General features: G+C 58.3%; 16 protein-coding genes. 7 read left to right on the forward strand and 9 right to left on the reverse strand.

The features are described from left to right. Positions 1–39 precede the first annotated feature (39 nt). The 4 genes from EN804_RS01960 to EN804_RS01975 all read right to left on the reverse strand — a co-directional run bounded on the left by EN804_RS01960 (position 40) and on the right by EN804_RS01975 (position 8,537). Positions 40–4,611, reverse strand: a complete 4,572-nt coding sequence (locus EN804_RS01960; protein ID WP_135918576.1) for an ATP-binding protein — start codon at positions 4,609–4,611, stop codon at positions 40–42. A 666-nt stretch (positions 4,612–5,277) separates the two neighbouring features. After that, positions 5,278–5,739: a hypothetical protein gene (locus EN804_RS01965; RefSeq protein ID WP_135918577.1), complete on the reverse strand. Its 462-nt coding sequence runs from the start codon at positions 5,737–5,739 to the stop codon at positions 5,278–5,280. 430 nt (positions 5,740–6,169) lie between these two features. After that, the gene (locus tag EN804_RS01970; protein ID WP_135918578.1) at positions 6,170–6,820 is read right to left on the reverse strand and encodes a hypothetical protein; all 651 of its coding nucleotides are present in this window, start codon (positions 6,818–6,820) and stop codon (positions 6,170–6,172) included. Between the two features lie 49 nt (positions 6,821–6,869). Beyond that, positions 6,870–8,537 carry a DUF4403 family protein gene (locus tag EN804_RS01975; RefSeq protein ID WP_135918579.1) on the reverse strand — a complete coding sequence of 556 codons (1,668 nt, stop codon included), beginning with the start codon at positions 8,535–8,537 and terminating at the stop codon, positions 6,870–6,872. A 414-nt stretch (positions 8,538–8,951) separates the two neighbouring features. On the opposite strand from EN804_RS01975, the gene EN804_RS01980 reads away from it, so the two are divergent. After that, complete coding sequence (locus EN804_RS01980) at positions 8,952–11,027, forward strand: DNA/RNA non-specific endonuclease (RefSeq protein ID WP_135918580.1); 2,076 nt, start codon at positions 8,952–8,954, stop codon at positions 11,025–11,027. Between the two features lie 70 nt (positions 11,028–11,097). Here EN804_RS01980 and EN804_RS01985 read toward each other — a convergent pair whose 3' ends face one another. From EN804_RS01985 to EN804_RS02005, 5 genes are all read right to left on the reverse strand, one after another. Beyond that, a complete protein-coding gene (locus tag EN804_RS01985) occupies positions 11,098–12,012 on the reverse strand; it encodes a zincin-like metallopeptidase domain-containing protein (protein ID WP_135918581.1) in 915 nt (304 codons plus the stop codon). 391 nt (positions 12,013–12,403) lie between these two features. After that, positions 12,404–12,814, reverse strand: coding sequence for an arsenate reductase (glutaredoxin) (gene arsC, locus EN804_RS01990; RefSeq protein WP_135918582.1), 411 nt, complete (start codon positions 12,812–12,814; stop codon positions 12,404–12,406). A gap of 15 nt (positions 12,815–12,829) precedes the next feature. Then, positions 12,830–13,513 carry an MIP/aquaporin family protein gene (locus tag EN804_RS01995; RefSeq protein ID WP_135918583.1) on the reverse strand — a complete coding sequence of 228 codons (684 nt, stop codon included), beginning with the start codon at positions 13,511–13,513 and terminating at the stop codon, positions 12,830–12,832. A 98-nt stretch (positions 13,514–13,611) separates the two neighbouring features. Beyond that, the gene (locus EN804_RS02000; RefSeq protein WP_135918584.1) at positions 13,612–14,022 is read right to left on the reverse strand and encodes a hypothetical protein; all 411 of its coding nucleotides are present in this window, start codon (positions 14,020–14,022) and stop codon (positions 13,612–13,614) included. Positions 14,023–14,284: 262 nt separating this feature from the next. Next, positions 14,285–14,731, reverse strand: coding sequence for a GNAT family N-acetyltransferase (locus EN804_RS02005; protein ID WP_246693341.1), 447 nt, complete (start codon positions 14,729–14,731; stop codon positions 14,285–14,287). A 602-nt stretch (positions 14,732–15,333) separates the two neighbouring features. Here EN804_RS02005 and EN804_RS02010 point away from each other — a divergent pair. The 6 genes from EN804_RS02010 (at position 15,334) to EN804_RS02035 (ending at position 21,125) form a co-directional block, all read left to right on the forward strand. Further along, positions 15,334–16,659, forward strand: a complete 1,326-nt coding sequence (locus EN804_RS02010; protein WP_135918764.1) for an IS701 family transposase — start codon at positions 15,334–15,336, stop codon at positions 16,657–16,659. A gap of 134 nt (positions 16,660–16,793) precedes the next feature. Beyond that, positions 16,794–16,982: a hypothetical protein gene (locus EN804_RS02015; protein ID WP_126089415.1), complete on the forward strand. Its 189-nt coding sequence runs from the start codon at positions 16,794–16,796 to the stop codon at positions 16,980–16,982. Between the two features lie 177 nt (positions 16,983–17,159). After that, positions 17,160–17,720, forward strand: coding sequence for a MucR family transcriptional regulator (locus EN804_RS02020; protein ID WP_348642020.1), 561 nt, complete (start codon positions 17,160–17,162; stop codon positions 17,718–17,720). A gap of 717 nt (positions 17,721–18,437) precedes the next feature. Continuing rightward, on the forward strand, positions 18,438–19,490 hold the full coding sequence (locus EN804_RS02025) for an ABC transporter substrate-binding protein (protein WP_135918586.1): 1,053 nt from the start codon (positions 18,438–18,440) through the stop codon (positions 19,488–19,490). Between the two features lie 31 nt (positions 19,491–19,521). Further along, positions 19,522–20,403, forward strand: a complete 882-nt coding sequence (locus EN804_RS02030; protein ID WP_135918587.1) for an ABC transporter permease — start codon at positions 19,522–19,524, stop codon at positions 20,401–20,403. After that, positions 20,379–21,125 carry an ABC transporter ATP-binding protein gene (locus EN804_RS02035; protein WP_135918588.1) on the forward strand — a complete coding sequence of 249 codons (747 nt, stop codon included), beginning with the start codon at positions 20,379–20,381 and terminating at the stop codon, positions 21,123–21,125. Before EN804_RS02030 ends, EN804_RS02035 begins: the two co-directional genes overlap by 25 nt. Positions 21,126–21,152: the final 27 nt, after the last annotated feature.

Genomic DNA, 21,152 nt, shown 5'->3' on the forward strand with positions numbered 1-21,152 from the left:
CGGAAAGCTGGCCCTCCTGGTTTAGCGGCACGGGCGAGGCTACTCCTTCAACAGATCCGCAACCTGTTCAGGCGTTGCTTTATGCCCATCAAAATGATCTCGCCTCTGAAATTGGTTGCCAGCCAGCCAATACACAGAGGTGATTGTACGTTCCCCGCCATATCCGAGGTCGTGCTTGCCGCCATGGACGCCCTTTTCTCCATTGATGACCCAAACCGCGGCAAGCCCTTCTCGTTTCAGGAAGCCTAAAAATGCATCGTGGTCGACCAATGCAGCGCTGGGACCGAGCTCCTGTGTCGAAGGGTCGAAAAATCGAACGATCCCTTCGTCGTCGGAATAGGTCAGCTCCTTGCCATTCGATAGATGCAGATTAAGGCCTTTAATCAAGCCGGGGCTCGGCAGGTCGAAGTCGAAAGTCTCCTCGATCGAGTAGTCGTGTCCGCTGCGTTCAGCAAGGTAGTTCGTTACCAGCGCTTGGGTCGTAACAGGCAACCCATTCCGGCCCCCAGCGGGCATCCAGGAAACGATATCCGAATAAACGGGATGCCAGGGATACTCGCCGAGATAGCCTCGGAAAGGCATTTCGATCTTTGGCAGATCCCGTTGATTCAGTGATTTGTCCGAGAGGCTGTCAACTAGGGTGTCGAGGTCGGCAACCTTCGTTAAGATGCATTGCAAATGAAACCAGGTTTTGCGCTCGATGCGCCTGTCCCCTTGCCGTACGCCGTACTGATTCCAGATCGCAAATTCTTCAATCACAAACCATTTTCGCCCGGTTTTTGGATCCATCACTCTGATGAGAGCTTCGTCACTGACTAGGTCGTCGGGGCTATCGAGCCAAAGCAGCCGTGCAGCCGGCTCCATGGGTCGGAGCTTAACAACCGCCGGCATCCACCAAGTTCGATCCCACTGCCGCCATTGGTCCCCATGCGAATTCGTCGCAAGGAGGGAGGGGTCCATTTCGCGGCTGAGGGCCTGCCATGGGCCGTCGAAGATGCCGATCAGATCATCAAAATGTTCCTTGAAGGCCAGATGATCAGCCAACTGCGCCACGAGCTGGTGGAGCGCGATCCACTGGTATTTTTTGCCAATTCGCTCGACGCGGTGATCGTGTCTGTCGCCACCGAGATTGCGATCGACCTTGCCGAAACGCTCCGGCGTCCAGCCAAGATCGTGGGCCCTTTTGCATATCCAACGCCGCATAGCCGCCCTGTTAAGGCGAGGAGGCCATTCGTAAAGACGCCGGCGCCAAGGCATGTCGGCGTGTACATGGGCTTGGCCAAGAAGTTGATAGTCATGCCACTCAGCATCGCTCATGACTGAATGCAGCTTCTGCTCGGCGCGATCTAGCCTTTTTTCAAGCTTGGCCAATTCGGGCGAGAGTTTGTCCTTGCTCTTCCGCGCCCTCTTCCCTGTCTCAACGAGCTCGAAGCTGAATATTGGCGACCCGAGCCGCTCATAGGCTTGCCGCAACGCGGCGGCAGCCGCGAGCAAATCATCAAGCAGCTTGTCGCCCCCCGCGTGCTTGGACACCAACCCATCCCGCCACCTCGTGAAGGTTTGTTCCCGAGTGAATCCCACCCATTCAATGCCCAGCGCAGTCCAGTTGCCAACGGCGTGATCAGAAACATGGCGGGCAAAATCCCCGTCGTTGACGGTGGAGCTGACGATGCTGTCCCTATAGCGACCACTTTGATACTCGTCTGTGTAGGTCTCGATTTGTGCCTCGGAAACGGGTTCAAGCGGCCATTCGCTTTGGTACGGAGGCCTTACCTTTGCAAGATCCACGCCGGCAGGGAGGGCATTGCGTGCAATCGCCAATTCAATGATGCCGCGCGCATAGTCGCGCGTAAGAACATGCACTGGCGGCCGGCCGTCCTCGAATATGGATTCGTACGTCGCATGGGCCAGTTCGGCCAGGCCCGAATTATGGAGGCCCTGAAGCGCGCCCCCGTAGGCAGAAGCAAGGACCCTGTCCAAGACATAGGGGTCATCGACGTGACGGAACCTGCGGATCAGGTTTGCAGCGATTTTGAGCCTGGGCGCAAGCAACGCCGACAGCGATTTGGTTGCGCTGTCGCGAACAGCCCGATGGCTGGTAGAAAACGTCCAACTCAGGGCAATTGCTGCTAGTTCGGCACGACTATCTTCAATGGCATTTAGACCGTTGCGCAGCGACCAGGCGATAAGGGTTTCGACCGGACTGCCATCGCCCTCCCCTTCGTCGACAAGGAACAGCGACCAGCTGCTGTCGCGCTCCGGCATTGTCAATTTCATGAGCCGTTCGTGAAGAAACCGCACATTGAACTGATTGTCCGGCTCGGTCGAAATCGCCACCAACGTCCGCAATACCTGGTGCCGATCGCCTTGCGAATTTCGTTCTAGCAGTTGGAGCGTGCGCCGGGTGAAGCATTTTTGATCGCGCCAAAGGACACTCTTCTCAAACGCATCGTGCACAAGCCAGCCATTGAAACCGGGGGTAGGTACCAAATCGGGCAGTTCTTGACCGCAACGCTCGGGCAGTTGAACCGCAAGCGCTTCCACCACTCCCGCGCGCTCATATGCTTTGTCGCCAAGAATGCACTCGTGCATGACCGAACCGGGCTCAAACGACTTCGGCGGGTTCTCTTTGTCAAGATGGGAGTCGAGCAAAAGGGTGGCGATCCTGTGATCGCTGAATCGCTCGAACGTAAATCGCACAACCTCTGTGACTGCCCCATCCTCGTCAGTTGTAGGCTCAATCGCCAACACCCCTTCGCTTTCGAGTTGAGCCAAAAGGCTTCGATCGACCGTCCCATCTGGCGGAAGCAGTTTGTCGAGTATGGCGTTGGCGGTCGAAACGTCGGCATAGCCCCGATAGCCTTCATCAAAAGCACCGGCGAGCTGTTGCAGCGCCTGGGAAACAATGCGTCGAGTGCGATCGAGTTTCAAACGCCCTTCGATAGTTCTCGCGATCGCCTGGCTGTAGAACTCGAAAATCGACGTAACACCAGTGAGGCCGCGGGGTAGCTCACGCTGCCCTTCCCGCTCGAGGAAATCGCAGCAGGTTTTCAGAAAGAGCGGATTGTAAAACTCTGGGATGAGGTTTGGGGCCGCTACCCTTATGATGCCGCGCCGGTCGAGATATTCGTTGGCCGCATTTAGGTTGCCGGCAAAACCCACTTGTTCGACACGCGAGAGGCCGCTGATAGGTCGATCATCTGGAATGATGTACCGCAAATAGGTCGATCTGCACGACAGGGCGATGGCAACATGCGGAAACGGCTCGATCGACCTGAGGAACAATGGCAGCCGGACGGCCCAGAGATCGATTCCATGCCGCTCGTTTATTGCGTCAACGAAAATGACAGCGCGGGTACCCGCTGCTTGTCCCGCCGCATCAAGTGCTCCAAGGAGCGTTTCCGTAGAAATACCCTGGAGGTGGAGAGCATCAATGATCTGGGACCAGGGATCGTCTTCGATTAACGTCCCGCCCAGTATAAGCACAGCAGGCCATTCCCGACCAACCTGATGCTCCACAACATCCCCGAAGAGATGGGACTTGCCAACGCCAGCATCCCCGTAAACGAGCAAGCGACGACTGTTTGCGATTTGCCAACGGTCGCTATTCAGCGCATCAGCAATGTCCTCAAGCACATCGGACAGCCGGCGTAGGCTGTTTGCAGCATATTGAACGCTGTCGCGCCCCCTCGCGTTGGAGCGCTCCTGGTCCCACAGCGCATACTCACAGTTCGCGCTTTCCTTTCGCATTACCCCGGCGGCGGCCAGGATCTCCGTGACAGGAAAGATGTAGTCAGGGTCCGCCGACGTTCCCGCCAAGATGCCAAGTAAGTCGCGCATCGTCGCCGCCAGCTGATCGGCCGCAACGGGCTGCAAGCCCTTCTCGTCGAGCCGCTTCAGCGCCTCTAGGGATCGATATCCGAATTCGTTGACCTTGCCTGACCAGGCTTCCAGTTCTTCCATCATCGCCGGGTCGCGGCAAAAGCCCTGAATGGTCCGACGAATGGGCAGCTCGATGTTGGTTTCTGGGACGTAACGAGCTCCGAGGCCTTCTCTGGCGTCGGCAAATCTCTCTTTGAACCAATCCGGTGTGAGAACCGTCGCATCGAACCAGAATGCCAACCGGCCGGCGTATTGAGGCGTTTTACGACTCAAGCGTTCGGTCAGGGAGTTGGCTGCCCAAAGTTCGATTTCAAGCGATCGGGATGCCTTTTTCGCTTCGCGTTTCCAGCGTTGCACCCAACCTTCCCATCGTTGCAGTTCCGTTTGCTGCTTGGCTATTCGGGAGTCTCGAAGGTCGAATGGAAGCCCCACGATGAAACGGTTCAGCTTCGGATGCTTTTCCAGCGCCTGCTTGATGGACTTGTTGAGTTGTCCGAGTTGCGAACTACCCAACTCAAAGAAGTACTTCGCCTGCCAGCCGGTCTCGGCGCCGTCGCTGTTGCGCAAAAAGCATTCTACGCCCCCGTCGGCTCCAATTCCTTTGCGATAAAAGACGGCCCCCGGGTCGCGCGGCTCAAGGGTCGCAAGTTGACAAAGCAGCTCTTCAAATCCTTTGTCTTGACCACCGCCATGGGCGCGAATCTTTCTAAAATCTATTTGGTTCCACATCGTCGGAGCTTAACTTATTGTTGTCAAAAGAACTACAAATGGCTGGCAACACGTTGTGACCAGCGATCGGGTAAGGTTTGGGTGGCCGGTATAGGCTTGGTTTTGCGGTGACATGAAAGTGAAATGGCGTCAATGAGATTGGCTCCGGGTCGATCTAACTTCCTTGTAAACTGCGTGCTGCCGGCGCGACTCGAACGCACTACCCTTTCCTGCGGATACCCCTCAGGCGGCGGCAATTCGACCGGAGCCTATCCGGTCACATGAAAGTTGTAACACGCAAGATCGGATGGCAACTGCGAGATTTGGTTTGATTTGCCGTGACAGGCCGCCTGTTTCACCAAGAATGCGAGAAGAAACAATAGCTTACGAGACGCGGACAGACCGGAGAGCTTGAAGAGCCGCGAAATAAAATTACGCACAAACGCAACTTCATTTGGCATCAAATCGGCTTAAAATTTGGCGTGGCCGGCAAATGTTGACGGCGGGGCCGGCAGAGCGCAAAACAGGCTAAGTTCTGTTGAAAAAAGAGAAATTTGGCGCAGAAGCCGTCTATCAAAATGGCAATCTGGGAAAAGTCCTAAGAGTTGATAGCTTGGTGGTTATCAAGCCTAGCATTGATTTTATTGGATAATTTCGCGAGTTGGTAGCAAGACGTTGGGACTCTCTTTAGGCGGTCGCGCGCCGCCGAGAAAGGTGAGGACTGGAGGCTGAAAGTTTAGCCATCAATCGTTCAACAGCCGCCACTGAAGTGGGCATTCCCGGAAGCTCTCCGGCACGCGACAGAGCGGCAATCTCGCGAGCAGTCAGCCACTCCTTGAAACCGATGCTCGATGGGTCTGGAAGGTCGCACTCTCGCAGCCAATTGCGAAGCATGTTGCCAGTGACCGCCTTACCTTTGGCTGCGATGGACATGATCCTAGTCATGTTCGGGCATAGCTCCTCGAACTCAGGCCTCGCGAAGGTAACCGGCAGGCGGTCAGCGGCGAATTTGTATGTCACTCCGCGATTATCTGCCAACTGCTTTACGACAGAGGCGACGAACCCGCGAGCCGCCCAGATTCTGGCGTCCCCCGTCACATCCCTATGCGAGAAAAGCCACTCGCCGGCCATCTTGTTGATCGTGGTCATAGGGCCATTGTAACGTAATTCGCCGAACACAACCATCCGGCAAACGCCAGTTCCGAGGGGGCAGGGGGCCGAAAGGCGGTTAGAAAGCCGGCTCTGGCCGCCACGTCCCAAAGCCTGCCATGGCGTGAAATTAAGGGCAAAAACGGGCGCGAAGTTGGTGCCAATCGAAATTGCGCGGAGGTGCCAACTGATTTTGCGCGCTACACTATGTCTCCGGCATAAACCGTAACCTATGTGTCCGGAACGGACCTTTGAAAATATGGCGGGCGGTACAGGATTCGAACCTGTGCCCCCTGCCGCGTGAACTTGCTGGGCCGTAAGCTTTCACGCTTGTGACTGACTGACAGTTGCGTCCGCTGATAACGGCGCGAGAGGCCGGTAACCCCATCTAGCTGCCGCTCGGTAGCAGCGCGAAGACTTGCCGCCTAACTTACTTGCCATGGGTCGTGATCGATGAGGGCTCATGCGGCTGGCCCGTCACCACCGCACGCCAGTGCATCGCGAGTGCGACAATGGCCGCTAGGGTTAGCGCGCCGAAGATTGTTGGCTCAAGGCCCGGCAGCACGGTCGCATTGCCGATACACGGATCGGCCAGCTCCTTGTGAAATTCAGTGCAGATACGAGCCGGATCGTTTAGCGTCCGGAGCTGCGACCAATCCCAAACGCTGGCGCCTGGATCCTTCTTGCCGTCGTTCAGCATTACCGTCGCGGAGAGAAACGTACACCAGAAATAGACCAGCGCAATCGCCGGCAGCAGGGAGAAGACCGTAATCATGGCACCTTGATAGACGCGGCCTTCACGCGAGCCCGTATCGATCCCGTCGAAGCCGACAACCGGTATTCGCTCATGCCATTTCGAGCCGGCGCGTAGGGAATAGACGCGTCCAACGAGTGAGGTTAGTGCGAGCAAAATTGAACATATCGGGATTGCGATCATTACTGCAGGCACCCTCGCCTTCATGACCAGCTTTGCACCGAATATCTCTTCCCCGCCTTGCGCTACCACCCAAGAATTCAGGGCGTAATAGAGAAGGAGCGCACTGACCACAAACCAAACCTTGCCAAGCTGCGATTGCGTCATTTGCACCTCTTGATCGTTATGGGTGGCCACGTCTCGTTCGGCAGACGGGCTACTGACCTACTAGATCGGCCGATAGCGCCATATCGAAATTCATTTTGAGGCGGGCACGGGCAATCAGATTTTTCGGCCCGACAGTGATGTCGAGAAGTTCAATCGACGGAGTGTCAGCGGAAATCTTCAATCCCGGAACGTTGGTGTTGTGAACGGCCTTCAATATCTCATCGGACGCGTCGTTGATCTGCTTGTTGAGATCGACTTTCGAATGAGCCTCTAAATCTGCGAGGATCTGGGTTGCAAATAGGGATTGAGCTGCCTTCCAGAAGGCGTTGTCCAGGACCGTCGCGAAATGCAATTCACTGATCGAGATCGCTGTTCCAGTTCTCTCGACGCGGGGTAGCCCTGAGAGGTAAACCCAGCCGGTCGTATTCAGGAACTTACCCGGCAGCTTTGCCCGTACCTTCAAGCCAACCACGACGGAGCCAGCGCTAGGATAGAGATCAACATCGTCGATCTTGACATCGATGGCGCCTGCGGGCGTCTGCTGCTGGAAATCGCGACCCTTAAGGTTCTTTGACAGCTCGGCCAACAGCAATCCATAGGGTGCAGTTGCTTGCAGGGTGATATCAGCCTGACTTCGATCGGCTGATGTTTTGCCCAATGGCGGCAGAGGCTGGGACTGCGTGGCAACTGGTTCTGCGGCAAGACTGGTCTTTGCCGCGACACGCACGGTCATCTTCATGCCTTGCGCTTCACCGACCAGGCCCGAAAAGCTCGCCGCTGTCGGCACGATGTTGAGATAGACGGGCGTGCTGTCCGCTCGCTCGATCTTGATCGAAATGGCGTGCCATTGGGCCTCAACCTTTGACCGAAGTGCGTCACAGGGCAGAGCTTTGGCGATGGCATCCTGTATCTTGGAACGGTGGTCATTGATCTGGCCGTTCAACACGTCGGCCAGTCCCAGATTGATCGGCCCTGCGCAGACTTGGGGGTGCCCCAGGTTTCCAAAATCAAAGCCGAGGCAGTTTTTGCCCACGACCTCCACCGAAGCACTGCTCACCCATCTGCCGGTTGGGGTTCCCGCGAGCACGGGGCACCACTTATCGTTCATATCGAGCTGCAGATCGAGGCCAGGGACCAGCCGAGCCTCGAAGTTCTTTCCGGAAAGCGAAAGCAGGTTGGCGAGGTCGCCGCCGACGCCGGCCTGACCGGTGACAAACAGCGGCTGTTCGACATGAACGCCATTGCCCGCCTGGGCCACGACAAGCGGGCCATCCGTTTTGATATCAGCGTGCCAATGATAGTCGGCGCATTGGTTCGTAGTGCCAATACTGGGAGCGGTAACGTCTGGCACTTCAACACAGACACGGACACCGACCCATTTGCACTCGGTATGATGTCCCAAGCGTCCTGGATCAATATGAGGAATACCGACACATCCGATGTGACCGTCTCCTTGCACCGGAACGGATTGCGGTATCTTCGATTGCGCTGCTTGCACTAGCGTCTCATACGGGATTTGCGCCACCAGGGTGAGCACGCTGTCCGTCACGGGTGCCGGCGGCACATCTGCAGTGCCACCATGGGGTGGCGCCTCGAACAGATTTTTTTTGCAGCCCGAAACGCTAAGCAAGATGAGAAGGACCGGAACGAACCGGCGAGCGGCGGCGGCAAAGTGAGCGACACGCAACTTCGTGTCCGGTCCGGTATGCGCTGTCATGGACGTCTCCCCAAGAATGCTCTGCACCTGCTGAAGCGGTGGCGCTGAGAGTCACCGCTTTGCGATCTCTACGTATCGAATGATCTTCAGGTCCCCTAGGCGCAGGCCGGCGCCGCAGCGCCTGCCGCCAAAGACAACTGAACAAGCGATCCCGCCCTAGGAACTTCGTTGAGAACACTATTCTTCACATTGACCGCACATTACTCTTTGTTGCATAGTGATGTAAGAGGAGTCTGGGGTTTTTGAAAGAAATTTCCCGATCAGCAGCGTGAGCCGAAAGGCCGTCGAGTGGAAGTTGTTAGCCGCTTAAACATACAGCGTTTGAACGCTAATCGTTTTAAGTCCAATCTCTCAATTGCTATCGTCAAACAGAGTTCTATCGACTTGCCTTATTCCTTGGAGGGAGGAACCACCATGGCCGCGACTAATTTGTTCGACGAGCGCCGCCGCGCGGTAATGATTGCGGCTGCAAAAAGATGGAAAGCGCAGCCGCCAACGCCTGCGACGACGCAAGTGACGCCAGCGGAAAAGGCGCGCTACGACGCTCGCCGTTCGAGCTTTGATCAGGCGAGCGATCTGAGGGCACAAGGCCGTCTTCCGGTGTTCGTCGAGCGGAAGATGGGCCCTACCCTGGACTGGTACACCTTGCCGCCAGACGATGCTGCCCGAGCCGCCGGCCGGCCGGTCGCGCGCATCGTGGCCAATGTCGATCCGAAGGTCGATCCGGTCGGGTTTGCGACCGGGCTCATGGTCTCCCCTAACGTTCTTCTGACCAACTGGCACGTATTTCCGGATCCCGGCTCGGTACGAGGAACCGGCGCCAACTTTCTTCATGATGAGACGGCATCGGGTGTGGCCCGTGGCATCATTTTCGAGTTTGATCCGGACGCCCTTTTCTTCTCAGCCGAGGATCTCGATTTCGCGCTCGTCGCGGTGAAGCCGAAGGCGATCACCGGCGAGCTTCTCTCCTCTGTCAACTTCCTGGCGATCAATGGATCGCGGTCAAAGATCCTGCCTGGAATGCCGATCCGGATGATCGAATATCCTGACGGCGGGCCAAAACGCTATGCGATGCAGAATTGCCGGCTGCTTGAGCTGCGGGACGACGGTTTCCTCCGCTACGAGACCGACACCGAGGAAGGATCATCGGGCTCCGCCTGCTATTCGGAGATGTGGGAGGTCGTCGGTTTGCACCACGCCTCCATCCCCAAAATGCGTGGCAACACGATCCTCAACAAGGACGGCTCTGCGTGGTCACCTGGGCAACCAGACGACGGCATAGACTGGATCGCTAACGAGGGTGTGCGGATAAGCGCATTGGTCAAGGCCTTCGGGGGGCTTGTGCCGACCACGCCCGCCTCCAAGCATCTTCTGGACGAATTGCTTGCCAACACGACCGATCCTACCGATGAGGTCGCGAAGCTGGCGACGCCTCGCGCGCCAGAAGCGCTGCTTCTACCTGATCCCTCCAAAATCGCAAACACGAAAGGAAACGTGATGGGCGGCGTTACCATGAATTTTTCTGGACCAGTGACGATTTTCGTTGGTAGCGCCGTGCCGGCATCACAGCTTCCCCAGGCGACGGCCGAGATCGCGAGAGACGAGGCGCTCGAGAAAGCACTTCGCTTCGACCCCAATTACGACGATCGAGAAGGCTATAACCCTGATTTCCTCGAAAACGATATCACCGTGCCGTTGCCTCGCATTTCGCAGGAGCGGGACCAGGAGATGTATAAGGAAAATGGCCAGACCGTCGTGCTCAAGTACCATCACTTCAGCCTGGCAATGAACGCTTCCCGGCGAATGCAGATGTGGTCAGCGGTTAATGTCGATTACGATCCATCGAAAAAGACCTCCAGCGGCCGCGCCTTCTTCGGTCAAGATCGTTGGGTGTTTGACCCGCGAATCCCGCAGCAATACCAGTTGGGTGATCCCGATATCTACGCGCCCGCCAAACAGATAGACCGGGGCCATATCGTGCGGCGGGAAGACAATGCCTGGGGTGATACGCCAACGGAAATCGAGTTTGCCAATTCCGACACGTTTCACTTCTCAAATTGCACGCCGCAGCACGCCGCCTTCAACCGCTCCCAACCGGGAAAGCAGTGGCCGGGAGTTCAAGGCTTGTGGGGCGGCTTCGAAAATCACATTCAACGCGACTTGCAAACCGGTGACACGCGCGCCTGCATCATAGCGGGACCGATCTTGGACGCGAACGATCCGTCTGAGGATTTTGGGACCGGCGTCGTGCAGTATCCTCTTGTCTTTTGGAAAGTGGTTGCGGTCTCGGCGCGCGATACCAACGGGCGCCGGTCACTACGCACCTACGGCTTCAGGCTTTCCCAAAAGGATGTCGTCGACCGCTTCGGAGTGGAATTCGCGCCCGGCGAGTATGCACGCTATCAAGTCGCCCTGTCAGCCATAAGCGACGAGGCCGGCGTTATTTTTGACGATGTCCTCTTGCGCGCCGATACACACGCCGAGGCGTAACAAGGCACTCGGCGTGGCAGCGACGGCCAGCTGTCGCATATCTGATCGCGTCGCTCCAGAAGGCCGCCGCTCACGCGGCGGCTGCTTCGGAGGCGCTGAAACGCGACAGATAGTCTGCGGCGCGTTGCGCGTGTGCCGCGGCGGCGAAGATCGCCCGCTTGTCCCCCTTCAGCACGGACAGCCAGTGACCGATATAGGCGGCGTGGTCGTCGCGATCCTCGAGGTGCAGCCCCAGGTCGGCGCAAAGGAACGCGGCGCCCAACTCGGCGACAAGCTCTTCACGGGAATAGCCGTCGTCTCCGAACCGCTTGCCGCCGAGATCACGGTCAAGGCGCGTGGCGTGCCGGGTCCAATGTGCCGATTCGTGGGCAATTGTTGCATAGTACGCCTGCGCATCCCGGAAGGCCTCGAAGGCGGGCATTTGGATAAAGTCGAGAGCCGGGCTGTAGTAGGCGCAGTCGCCGCCGTGACGGATGTCCGCGCGCGTCGCGGCGAAGAAGGCTTCGGCATGGGCAATTCGCTCATCCGGGTTGCGGACATTTTCGGCGCGGGCATAGTAGTGAGCGGGCAGATCGTCGACCTGCTCGACATTGAAGACCGTGTAGGCCTTCAGGAACGGGATGAAGCGCTCGGCCTCACCGCCGGTGGCCTCGTCGGTCTCGGTGCGCCGCAGGGTGTCGGCATACACCACGGGAGAGCCCTTTTCGCCCTTGCGGACACGACCGCCCAGCTCGATGGCCTGCTTGAAGGTGATCCAGATCGGCGCGGCATAGTGCCCGGTCATCGCGGACGCCCAGAGCGTCAGGACGTTAATGCCGGCATAGGGCTGGCCGTTGTGGCGAAGCGGCCGGGAGACGTGGCCGGCGGCATGGGCGGCGCTCCAGGGCTGCGTCCAGGGTTTCACGCCCTGCTCGAGGGCTTCGATGATCTGGTTGGTGATGCGGCTGTAGACGTCCTGCCGCGGGGTTTCGTTGGTGTCCGACATGACCTTGCTCCTTTTGCGTCGGGTTTTTCTCAAGACGCGGAGAAGCAGGGCCGGGCGATTGAGCCGGCCGGTCAGGCCCTAACACGGTCCCGCCTCTTCCCGGCGGGAGTGGTGCGGGCGGGGTTTGACCGGGCGGCGCGCCTGGCCGATATCGCGGCAAAGATTGAGAAAAACCGTTGCAAGGGCAGATCGCCGGAACGCCTACCCGCGCGGCAGGGAACTCGACAGGAAGCGCTCCTGCAAAGGCAGGCAGCACGCGCGTCAAGGCGTCAAGGCAAATGGATGTCGCTACAAGAGACGAACGCTGCCACAGCCGTCTTCAGGTACGAGCCCATGGCTGGCCTGTGCGACTGGGAAAACGACGACGACCTGGGCGAGAGCACCGCGACCGCTACTTGGGCGGTGTATAGTCGACCTTCTCACCGTCTTCTTTGACGAATTCGCGAACCGGATGGTCGAGCAGCGGCAGCACCGCCTCCGAAGGCCGGCAGAGCCTCGTTCCCTTGGGCGCCTCGACGATCGGCCGGTTGATGAGGATGGGGTGGGCGAGCATGAAATCGATCAGCTCGTCGTCGCTCCAATTCGGATCTTCAAGGCCAAGCTCGGCATAAGGCGTTCCATTCTCCCGCAAAAGCGCGCGCGCGGTGATGCCCATAGCTGCGATCAGTTCCAGCAGCCGCTCGCGGCTCGGCGGCGTCTTCAGATACTCGATCACGACCGGGTCTTCGCCGCTGGCGCAGATCATGGCGAGCGTGTTGCGCGAGGTGCCGCAAGCGGGGTTATGATAGATCGTGACCGTCATGGCCTTGCTTTGCTTTCAGAGGCTGGGATTGCACGATGATTTCGGGCTTAATAGCCAGCCCATCAGCGCCAGCCCGATCAGGGCCCCGAACAGCTCGGCGACGACGAAGCCCGGCAGATCGACCGGCCTGATGCCGGAAAACGTGTTGGTGAGCGAGCGCGCCACCGCGACGGCCGGATTGGCGAAGGACGTGGAGGCGGTGAACCAATAGGCGCCGGTGATGTAGAGGCCGACCAGCCACGGCACGGCCTTTTGCTCGAACCGAAGACCGGCGAGAATGACGGCCACAAGCCCGAATGTCGCTACAGCTTCGGAGAACCATTGCGCGGGGCCTGCACGTAGTTTCGTCGCGACCTCCAGAACCGGCAGGGCGAACATGAGATGCGCCGCAAGCGTGCCGGCGACACCGCCGACGAGTTGCGCCAGCAGATAGGCCGGAAGATCGCGGGCCGGCAGGGTCCGGTTGAGGCAGAACACCAGCGAGACAGCGGGATTGAAATGCGCGCCGGAGACCGGCCCGAGGATGGTGATCAACACCACCAGCATGGCGCCGGTCGCCAGCGTGTTGCCGAGCAGCGCCAGCGCCGTGTCAGGCGTCAGCGTCTCGGCCATAATGCCGGAGCCGACTACCGTTGCGACCAGGAGGCCAGTGCCCAAGGCTTCGGCGGCAAACCGACGGCGAAGATCGAAGGTTGTCATTTCATATTGCTGCCTGGTCCCGGGATTCGCCTTTGATTAGACCGTCTCCGCGGCCAAAATGCCCTGCACCTGTTAGAACGGTCCTTCCGGAGTAAAACCTATAAAATCACGATACCCAGGTAGATGAGGGTAGATAGTGCGAAAGGCAGCCATTTGGATTCAATATTTAACCGCCTCCCTATGGCTTTATGCTGGTCGGCGGAAAGGCCGGCCAATTCCTGCAGATCGGCAAGCGTGTCAATCACTACGGCATCAATTTTCGACAACATAAAAAAATAAAGGCTCCAGCTGACAACGAAGGCAGCCGTTAGGCCGATAAGAACAAGGTAGTCTGGCCAACTCCAACTGGACAACTGCCATAGCGGGCGCAGCATTTCACCCTTAGTCTGGTCTCGTTCGATCAACCAGGCTCCGAATCCAAGAACGGCACCGAGCGCCGCGAGGATGATGAGGCGTCTCGTATCCATGTTGCGCTTGAAAAGGTCGAAATAGATATCAGCCGGATCCACCAAACTCACCTCCTTTGGCTAGGCTGTCGGCGAGGAGCCTGACCGACTGCGACAGGCGCTCGCCTGAGCTGCATACCTAGCTGAAGCACCGCGAAGACATGCTATAGCCCGGGATCAGGCGATCCAGCGGCGCAACCATCATATGTCGCTGCTTGGTGCGAACGTCATCATCTAAGCGCTTCTGGCGCGTTACGGCACACCTATTTTGCGTGTTCGTTTTCAGCTGATTCATTTGTTCTGCCTGGTAAGAGCATGCCCAACGTTACTGCCCTTCTTTTCCAAGCGAGAAGCGGTAGACATTGCTGTCGCGTTTCTGAAATCCAAGCCTTTGGTAAAGTCGGTTTGCAGCCTCTCTGGATGGGCGGGAAGTCAGATCGACGGTCCTCGCTCCCGCGGCTCCTGACCGAGCGAGCGCCTCGCGAGTGAGGGCTTCGGCAATTCCTTGTCCGCGATAAGCCTCGTCGACGACTACGTCCTCGATGATTCCGCGCACCCCTGTGGGAATGCGGAAGACCACAAGAGTGAGCATACCGACAATCTTCTCGGAGGCGCGTGCGGCCAAGACGATGGTGGCCGGAGAAGCCACAATCTCTTCAAGTTCACCCTTGCTAGGCATCCTGGCTGATGATGACAGCTGCCTCACCAGTTCTGCGAACGCCTCAGCGACCGCCGGCGTGATCGCAATTACTTCTTCTACCTCAATCTGCAATGAGAACCCGCCCCCTGCTTCGACCATCGCAACGCGAAATTACCCACCGTGCGAATGACTGCAACGGCCTCCGCGCCGGGCACCAAGAGTAAGGTTTGATCAATAGTGTCCAACGCATATGGCGCTAGGCCTAACGCGCTAGAGAAACCCTCTTACGCGTTAGGCGTTATTCGCAGCGACACATACTCCTTCTGAATCTCAGAAGGACATTCAAGGCCATTAATGCGCGTTAGTGCAAAATTTCAGGTTGCCACCTTTTGTCTCTCGTATCCGCCACATATAGCCGACTACATGATCGCAGCTATCCAACGCTTATTACTTACTTAGAATATTTTTGCGCGAGATCATCCGCCGCTATCATATCTATCCTTCGTGGCGATGCTTGAGCCTTGGATTGCGGCGCTCTTATCGCAATCACGATTTGCTGAGTCAAGCTTGTTTTGAACAAGAGAATGTGACAATTGTCTTTCGCCAAAAAGCGTCGCTATGGCGTCACTGTTATCGGTAAAAAACAATGGAGAAATGTCGCAGTATTACAATTGCGTTTCATAGGTGAAGTACTCATTTTTTCGGTTCCGTGCTGGGCGGCGAAGGCGGGGTTATTGGTAGTGGTTGAATCGATTGAAACGACACTAGGGATATGGGACGCGTCACTTCGCGAAGTGAAGTCGCGCATCAGGGGGCTTTTCCCTCAGGAGCGAGTGGCGACTTCGGCCGGTTTGTTCCTTGAAGGCCTGCTCCGGCACGAGCACCGCAAGACCGGCTGGATGAGAGCTAAGGCTGCGGGCGACCCAGGGCCCTGGCGCCAACAGGCCATTCTCGGAAGGGCCAAATGGGAAGCAGACGCTTTGCGCGACATCGTGCGTAAATATGCGCTCGAAACACTGGCCGACAGCGACGCAGTCCTCGTCATAGACGAGACGGGCTTCATCAAGCAGGGCAAGACGTCCTGTGGGGTAGCGCGGCAGATCAACGGCTCGACGGGCAAAATGGCAAATTGCCAGATCGGCCTGTTTGCGGCTTATGTGTCCAGGCACGGGCATGCATTCATTGACCGCGCCCTGTATCTTCCGAGGGCCTGGACGGAAGACCCCGCCCGCTTGGCGCGGGCCCACGTGCCTGTGGGCGCGACTTTCACAACAAAGTCCCGCATGGCGCTGGAGATGATCGCACGCACCGTCGGTGCCGACGTACCTTTAAGCTGGATAGCTGTTGATCACGTCTGGGGTGTCGACATTGAGATGGCTCTGCGGCGCTGGTGCAAGGGCTACGTGGTTGGCGTCAGCGCGAGCCACAATTTCTTCCTCACCCGCCCCGCTTTTTCCCAGCAGGTCGGGACGGCAGAAGACATCGCACGATCCGTCCATCCCTCTCAGTGGCGGAGCCTATCTCTACAAGAGGGTCTGCAAGGTTCCGAAACTTGGGCTTACTGCCCCTTCGCTGACCTGGATGTCGCGGAATACGATAACGCACGTTCTGGGCTCTGGACTGCAGGGCTCTTGATCCGGCGCGATGCGAACCATGCTTGCCGGTACTTTGCAACATGGTCTCCAGCAGGAACCGAAATCGAAACACTCTTCGCGGTGCGGCAATGTTGCAAGATCGCCGAGGACGGCCTCGGCGCGGCGAAGAGCGAACTGGGTCTCGAACATAACGAAACCCGTTCTTGGCACGGGTGGCATCGCCACGTCTCGCTGGTCATGCTGGCTTACGCGATGGTGCAGACCGTCCGTCACAAGACGGGCCACTGGCCCTCTGGACCGGTTGGACGATTCATGGTGGCCAGCCGCCGGTTCGACCGCTTGCCAAGGATCCCCAAGAGACCCAAACCGGGATCGCTCGGCGCCGTGTCAATCACCCCACGGAACGATCAATCTGGCGAATGTCGCCGTAAGCCATTCCTCATCAAAATGCCGGCCAAACAGTAGAAACCGATAGTTCTGCCATGAGATCACCCCTCAAGAGAGCTCCAAGGCGTGCAAAAGCCCTAATCGCTGTCAGGTCGATAGATCGAGATGTCAGTGGTCTTGCAGGAGCAACTGGTTTGGAAGCGGGAATACCAGTGAAACAGTCCAAAAAATTGCAGAACTTGCACTATGCCCAGGCAATGTTGAGGCAAATCCGTCAAACAGCGCAGGCAGACGGAGAGAGCCTCCTGACCTATTTGGTCGAGATGGCTTACCTGGAAGTCAGCGATCGGATCAGGGCAACTTGGGCTTTGAAAGGCAACAATCCCAATCCCGACCCCTAGATCCCTCGGTCGAGCGATTTTCCCGGCCGCGCGGATTGCGACAGCGACCCTGCTGGCCAAGGGAATGGTCCGCAGTTTTGGGACCGGCTCGTACAGCGTGTTGTCCCTATGCACCACGCGCATTGGACCATCGAACATTTTGAACCGTTAAGCTGAACAAACGCAAGGAGAATATTTGTGACTAAGAGCAATACAGAACTGACGCCGGTGGGGGGAGATAATACCGAACAGTCACCCTTCGAGCAGCTGGATGCTGAACGGACAGCCGCTGAAGAGCATGAGGTGAGGCAGCCGACCATTGACGAGAAGACTGAACTGTCAGCTGTGGATTTGTCGTCTCTCACGGCCGATATCGTGTCGGCCTATGTCCGAGCCAACGCGATGCCTGTTGACGCTCTCCCGGACTTGATCGCCAGCGTGAATTCTGCGTTGAGGGGGATTGTACAGCCGTTTTCGACGGAAGAACCTGACCTCGTTCCGGCGGTCAGTCGAAAGCGGTCTGTGTTCCCCGATTATATCGTGTGCTTGGAGGACGGAAGGAAGCTCAAGTCTCTCAAACGGCATCTCAGAACGCATTTCAATCTGACACCCGACGAATACAGAGCAAAGTGGGGACTTTCCGCTGACTATCCGATGGTGGCGGCCAATTATGCCGCTCATCGGTCCGTCATTGCAAAGTCCGTTGGTCTTGGCCGCAAGACAGCCGGTCGTAAGTCATCTGCAAAAAAGCAAGGGTAATACCTCGCCTCCTCCCACCCGCTCTCGACCTCTGCACCTTTTGCCGCGGCAAACGCATCCTCCCCTGCGGAGTGATGGTGATGGGAATGCGGTTCAGCCATGGCGTAAAGCGTGAACAGCACGGTGGCGCCCGCTTCTCAAAGCCTGTTTTGCAATCCTTCTAGCGCTGATTGGGATCTCGTCTGCCGCCTTATGTCGCGGCCGACGACCGCGGCTGCCGCTCGAACTCCTATGGACGTCATCGACAGCCCTACAGGGCGCAAGACAGATGACAGAATGGAAACGTCAACGACGGGGCGAGCATATTTGTGGCGTGCCGGTCAAGGAATATTATATTACTTGGCCCTGCGTACAAGAACCTTGGGCTTCTGCTTTGAATGGGAAGCATGTGGGCCGGTTGGCGAACGGCCAAAGTATGAAGAAACCTAGAACGTCCCTTCACGGATGTAGCCGCGAAATCGTGCTATTGTAGGGATGGGCAACCTCGTCCCTAGTTCCCCGGCAGCCAGGCGTAACCGCCTTTCTCCTATCTTCGCTATAACAGCGGCGGTCTTGGGCGGACCCGACGCCTTTTTGAGGGACGCGTGCCAGAAATGAGCATTGGAGACGAACAGCGTTTCTCTCTGGCAGCTAAGAACAGCATCCGATACTTTATCGTCTACATAATTGATAGACATACTGGACCTCGTGGAGCCATTTCCAAGGAGCAAGACGAGGATGTTAGCTATGGAGAGATTTTCGAGACGGAAATTTAGCGCCATCGTGGCCGCTTTTGCGGTCACCTTGGTTGCTTCGTCCGCCCCTTTCGGGGCCAAGGCGGGCAGTCCGGACGCGGGTAAGCTGCCGTCCAAGATTCCGGAAGGCACTGTGCTTCGCATCGGCGATCCCGAGACGCAGAGGGCTCTGGAACTTTCCGGACTGATCAATCAACTGCCGTTCAAGGTCGAATGGGCCAATATCAGCGGCGGCCCACAGACAATCGAAGCTTTTCGCGCAAACGCGCTGGACGTCGGATCCGTCGCCGACATCCCGCCTATCCACGCGACCTGGACGGGCCTCAAGGTCAAGATCATTGCCGCGAAGTTCCGCAAGGAACCGGTCGCGCACCCGATTTATCAACTCGGCATTGCGCCGGGCGTCGAGGTCAAGACGCTCGCGGATTTGCGCGGCAAACGGATCGCCTTCAGCCCTGGTCAGGCACAAGGCGCGCTGGTGCTGAGGTTGCTGCAGGCTGCAGGCCTTAAAAGAGAGGATGTCACTCTCATCGAATTGCCCAGCAAGGGTGATGCCTATCCGGTGGCACTTGCCAGCAAGCAAGTCGACGTCGCACCGATCTGGGGTGTCCTCGTCAAGCACTATCTCCACCAATATGGCGCCGACGGCGCCACCACCATCCCACACGGCCTGCGCGACGATCCAGCCCATCTCTATGCTCCACAGGCCGTGCTTGACGACCCGGCCAAAGCTGCCGCTCTCGGCGAATATGTGCGCTACTGGGCTCTTGCGGCCCGATGGGTGCAGGAACATCCCAAGGAGTGGATCGCGGGCTACTACGTGGCCACCCAAGGCCTCAACGCCGAAGATGGCCAGTATCTCGTCGACGCCGACGGTCAGTTCGACATTCCCCCGGACTGGAACGATGTGATCGTGCGCCAGCAGGCGACGATCGATCTCCTGGCCAGGGAACTGAACAGGCCTAGGATCAAGGCCGAGGACCTTTTCGACAGGCGCTTCGAAACGATCGCCGCAAATGCGTTGAACGCGTCCTGACGCCCGCGTCCCGAGACTGGAGACGACCCAGATGAACGCAATCTCAAATACCGCCGCGGTTGCACTTCCCGTTCCCTACGCATCGGATGAAAGGGGGGTGATTACGCCCGCTGTACAGGCCCGCAAGACCGCGAGGAGGCGTGGTCTTGCGCTTGGGCGAGCGATCCCGTTCGGCGCGCTGCTCGGGCCCGCACTTCTTCTCGTGATCTGGTCCATCGGCAGTATCGCCGGCCTGATCGACCCAAGAACGCTGCCGGCGCCCTGGTCGGTTATTGGCACGGCGATCGATCTCATCGCCGAAGGGAAGCTTCAGGTTCATTTGATGACGTCTGCCTGGCGGGCGGCACAGGGGCTGGCGTTCGGCGTCCTGATCGGGACCACCCTCGCCCTCATTTCAGGTTTGTCGCGGCTTGGCGAGGCCATCATCGACGGCCCCGTTCAGATCAAGCGGGCGATACCGACGCTCGCGCTGATCCCGCTGCTGATGCTGTGGTTCGGCATCGGCGAGGGCATGAAGGTGACGGCCATCGCGCTGGCCGTCCTGATACCGATCTATATCCAGACCCACAGCAGCTTGCGCAGCATCGACAGCCGTTATGTCGAACTGGCCCAGACCTTACGAATGGGCTACGGCGATTTCATCCGTGAGGTCATCCTGCCGGGCGCCCTTCCCGGGTTCTTCCTCGGCCTGCGTTTGGCGGTGACCTATGCCTGGCTATCTCTGGTGGTGGTCGAGCAGGTCAATGCCACCAGCGGCATCGGCTATATGATCGATCTCGCGCGCAACTACGGCCAGACCGACATCGTCATCGTCGGCCTCGTCGTCTACGCGTTGCTCGGTCTCGGCTGCGACGGCATCGTCCGCCTCTTCCAGGAAAGGTCGCTGTCATGGCGTCGCACCTTGGCGGATTGAGCGGCGCGCCGCTGGTGCGGGTCGAGAGGCTCGTGAGGCGTTTCGGGCCGCGGACCATCCTGGACGGCCTCAGCCTCGACATCGAAAAGGGAGAGTTCGTTGCCCTTCTCGGCCGTAGCGGGTCAGGCAAGAGTACATTGTTGCGCGCGCTCGCCGATCTCGATGACAAGGTCTCCGGGTCCGGCCGGCTCGAGACACCCGATAAGAAATCGGTGGTGTTTCAGGATGCCCGACTGTTGCCGTGGAAACGCGTGCTGGAGAACGTGGTTCTTGGCCTCGACCTGCCGGATGCCGCCGAACGCGGACGGACAGCTCTAGAAGAGGTTGGCCTGAGCGGCCGCGAGACCGCATGGCCGATTGAACTGTCTGGTGGCGAGCAGCAGCGCGTGGCCTTGGCGCGCTCGCTGGTTCGGGATCCTGAACTGCTGCTTGCGGACGAGCCGTTCGGCGCACTCGACGCGCTGACCCGCCTGCGTATGCACGATCTGCTGCGCCAGCTCTGCGCCCGCCACCAGCCGGCCGTACTGCTGGTCACTCATGACGTGGACGAAGCCGTGACGCTGGCGGACCGGGTCTTGGTGCTCGACAAGGGCGCGATCGCCGCCGACATCGTCATCGATATCCCCAGGCCACGCGATCATGGCCACCGCCGGTTCGGCGAGTTTCGCTCCGAACTTCTGCGTCATCTCGGCGTCGAGACAAAGCCTGTGCTGCCGGTCTGAGGGCCCCCAAGACTTTTCGCTCAGCCT

The sequence above is a fragment of the Mesorhizobium sp. M8A.F.Ca.ET.161.01.1.1 genome (genome assembly GCF_004792105.1).
Taxonomy (GTDB): Bacteria; Pseudomonadota; Alphaproteobacteria; order Rhizobiales; family Rhizobiaceae; genus Mesorhizobium.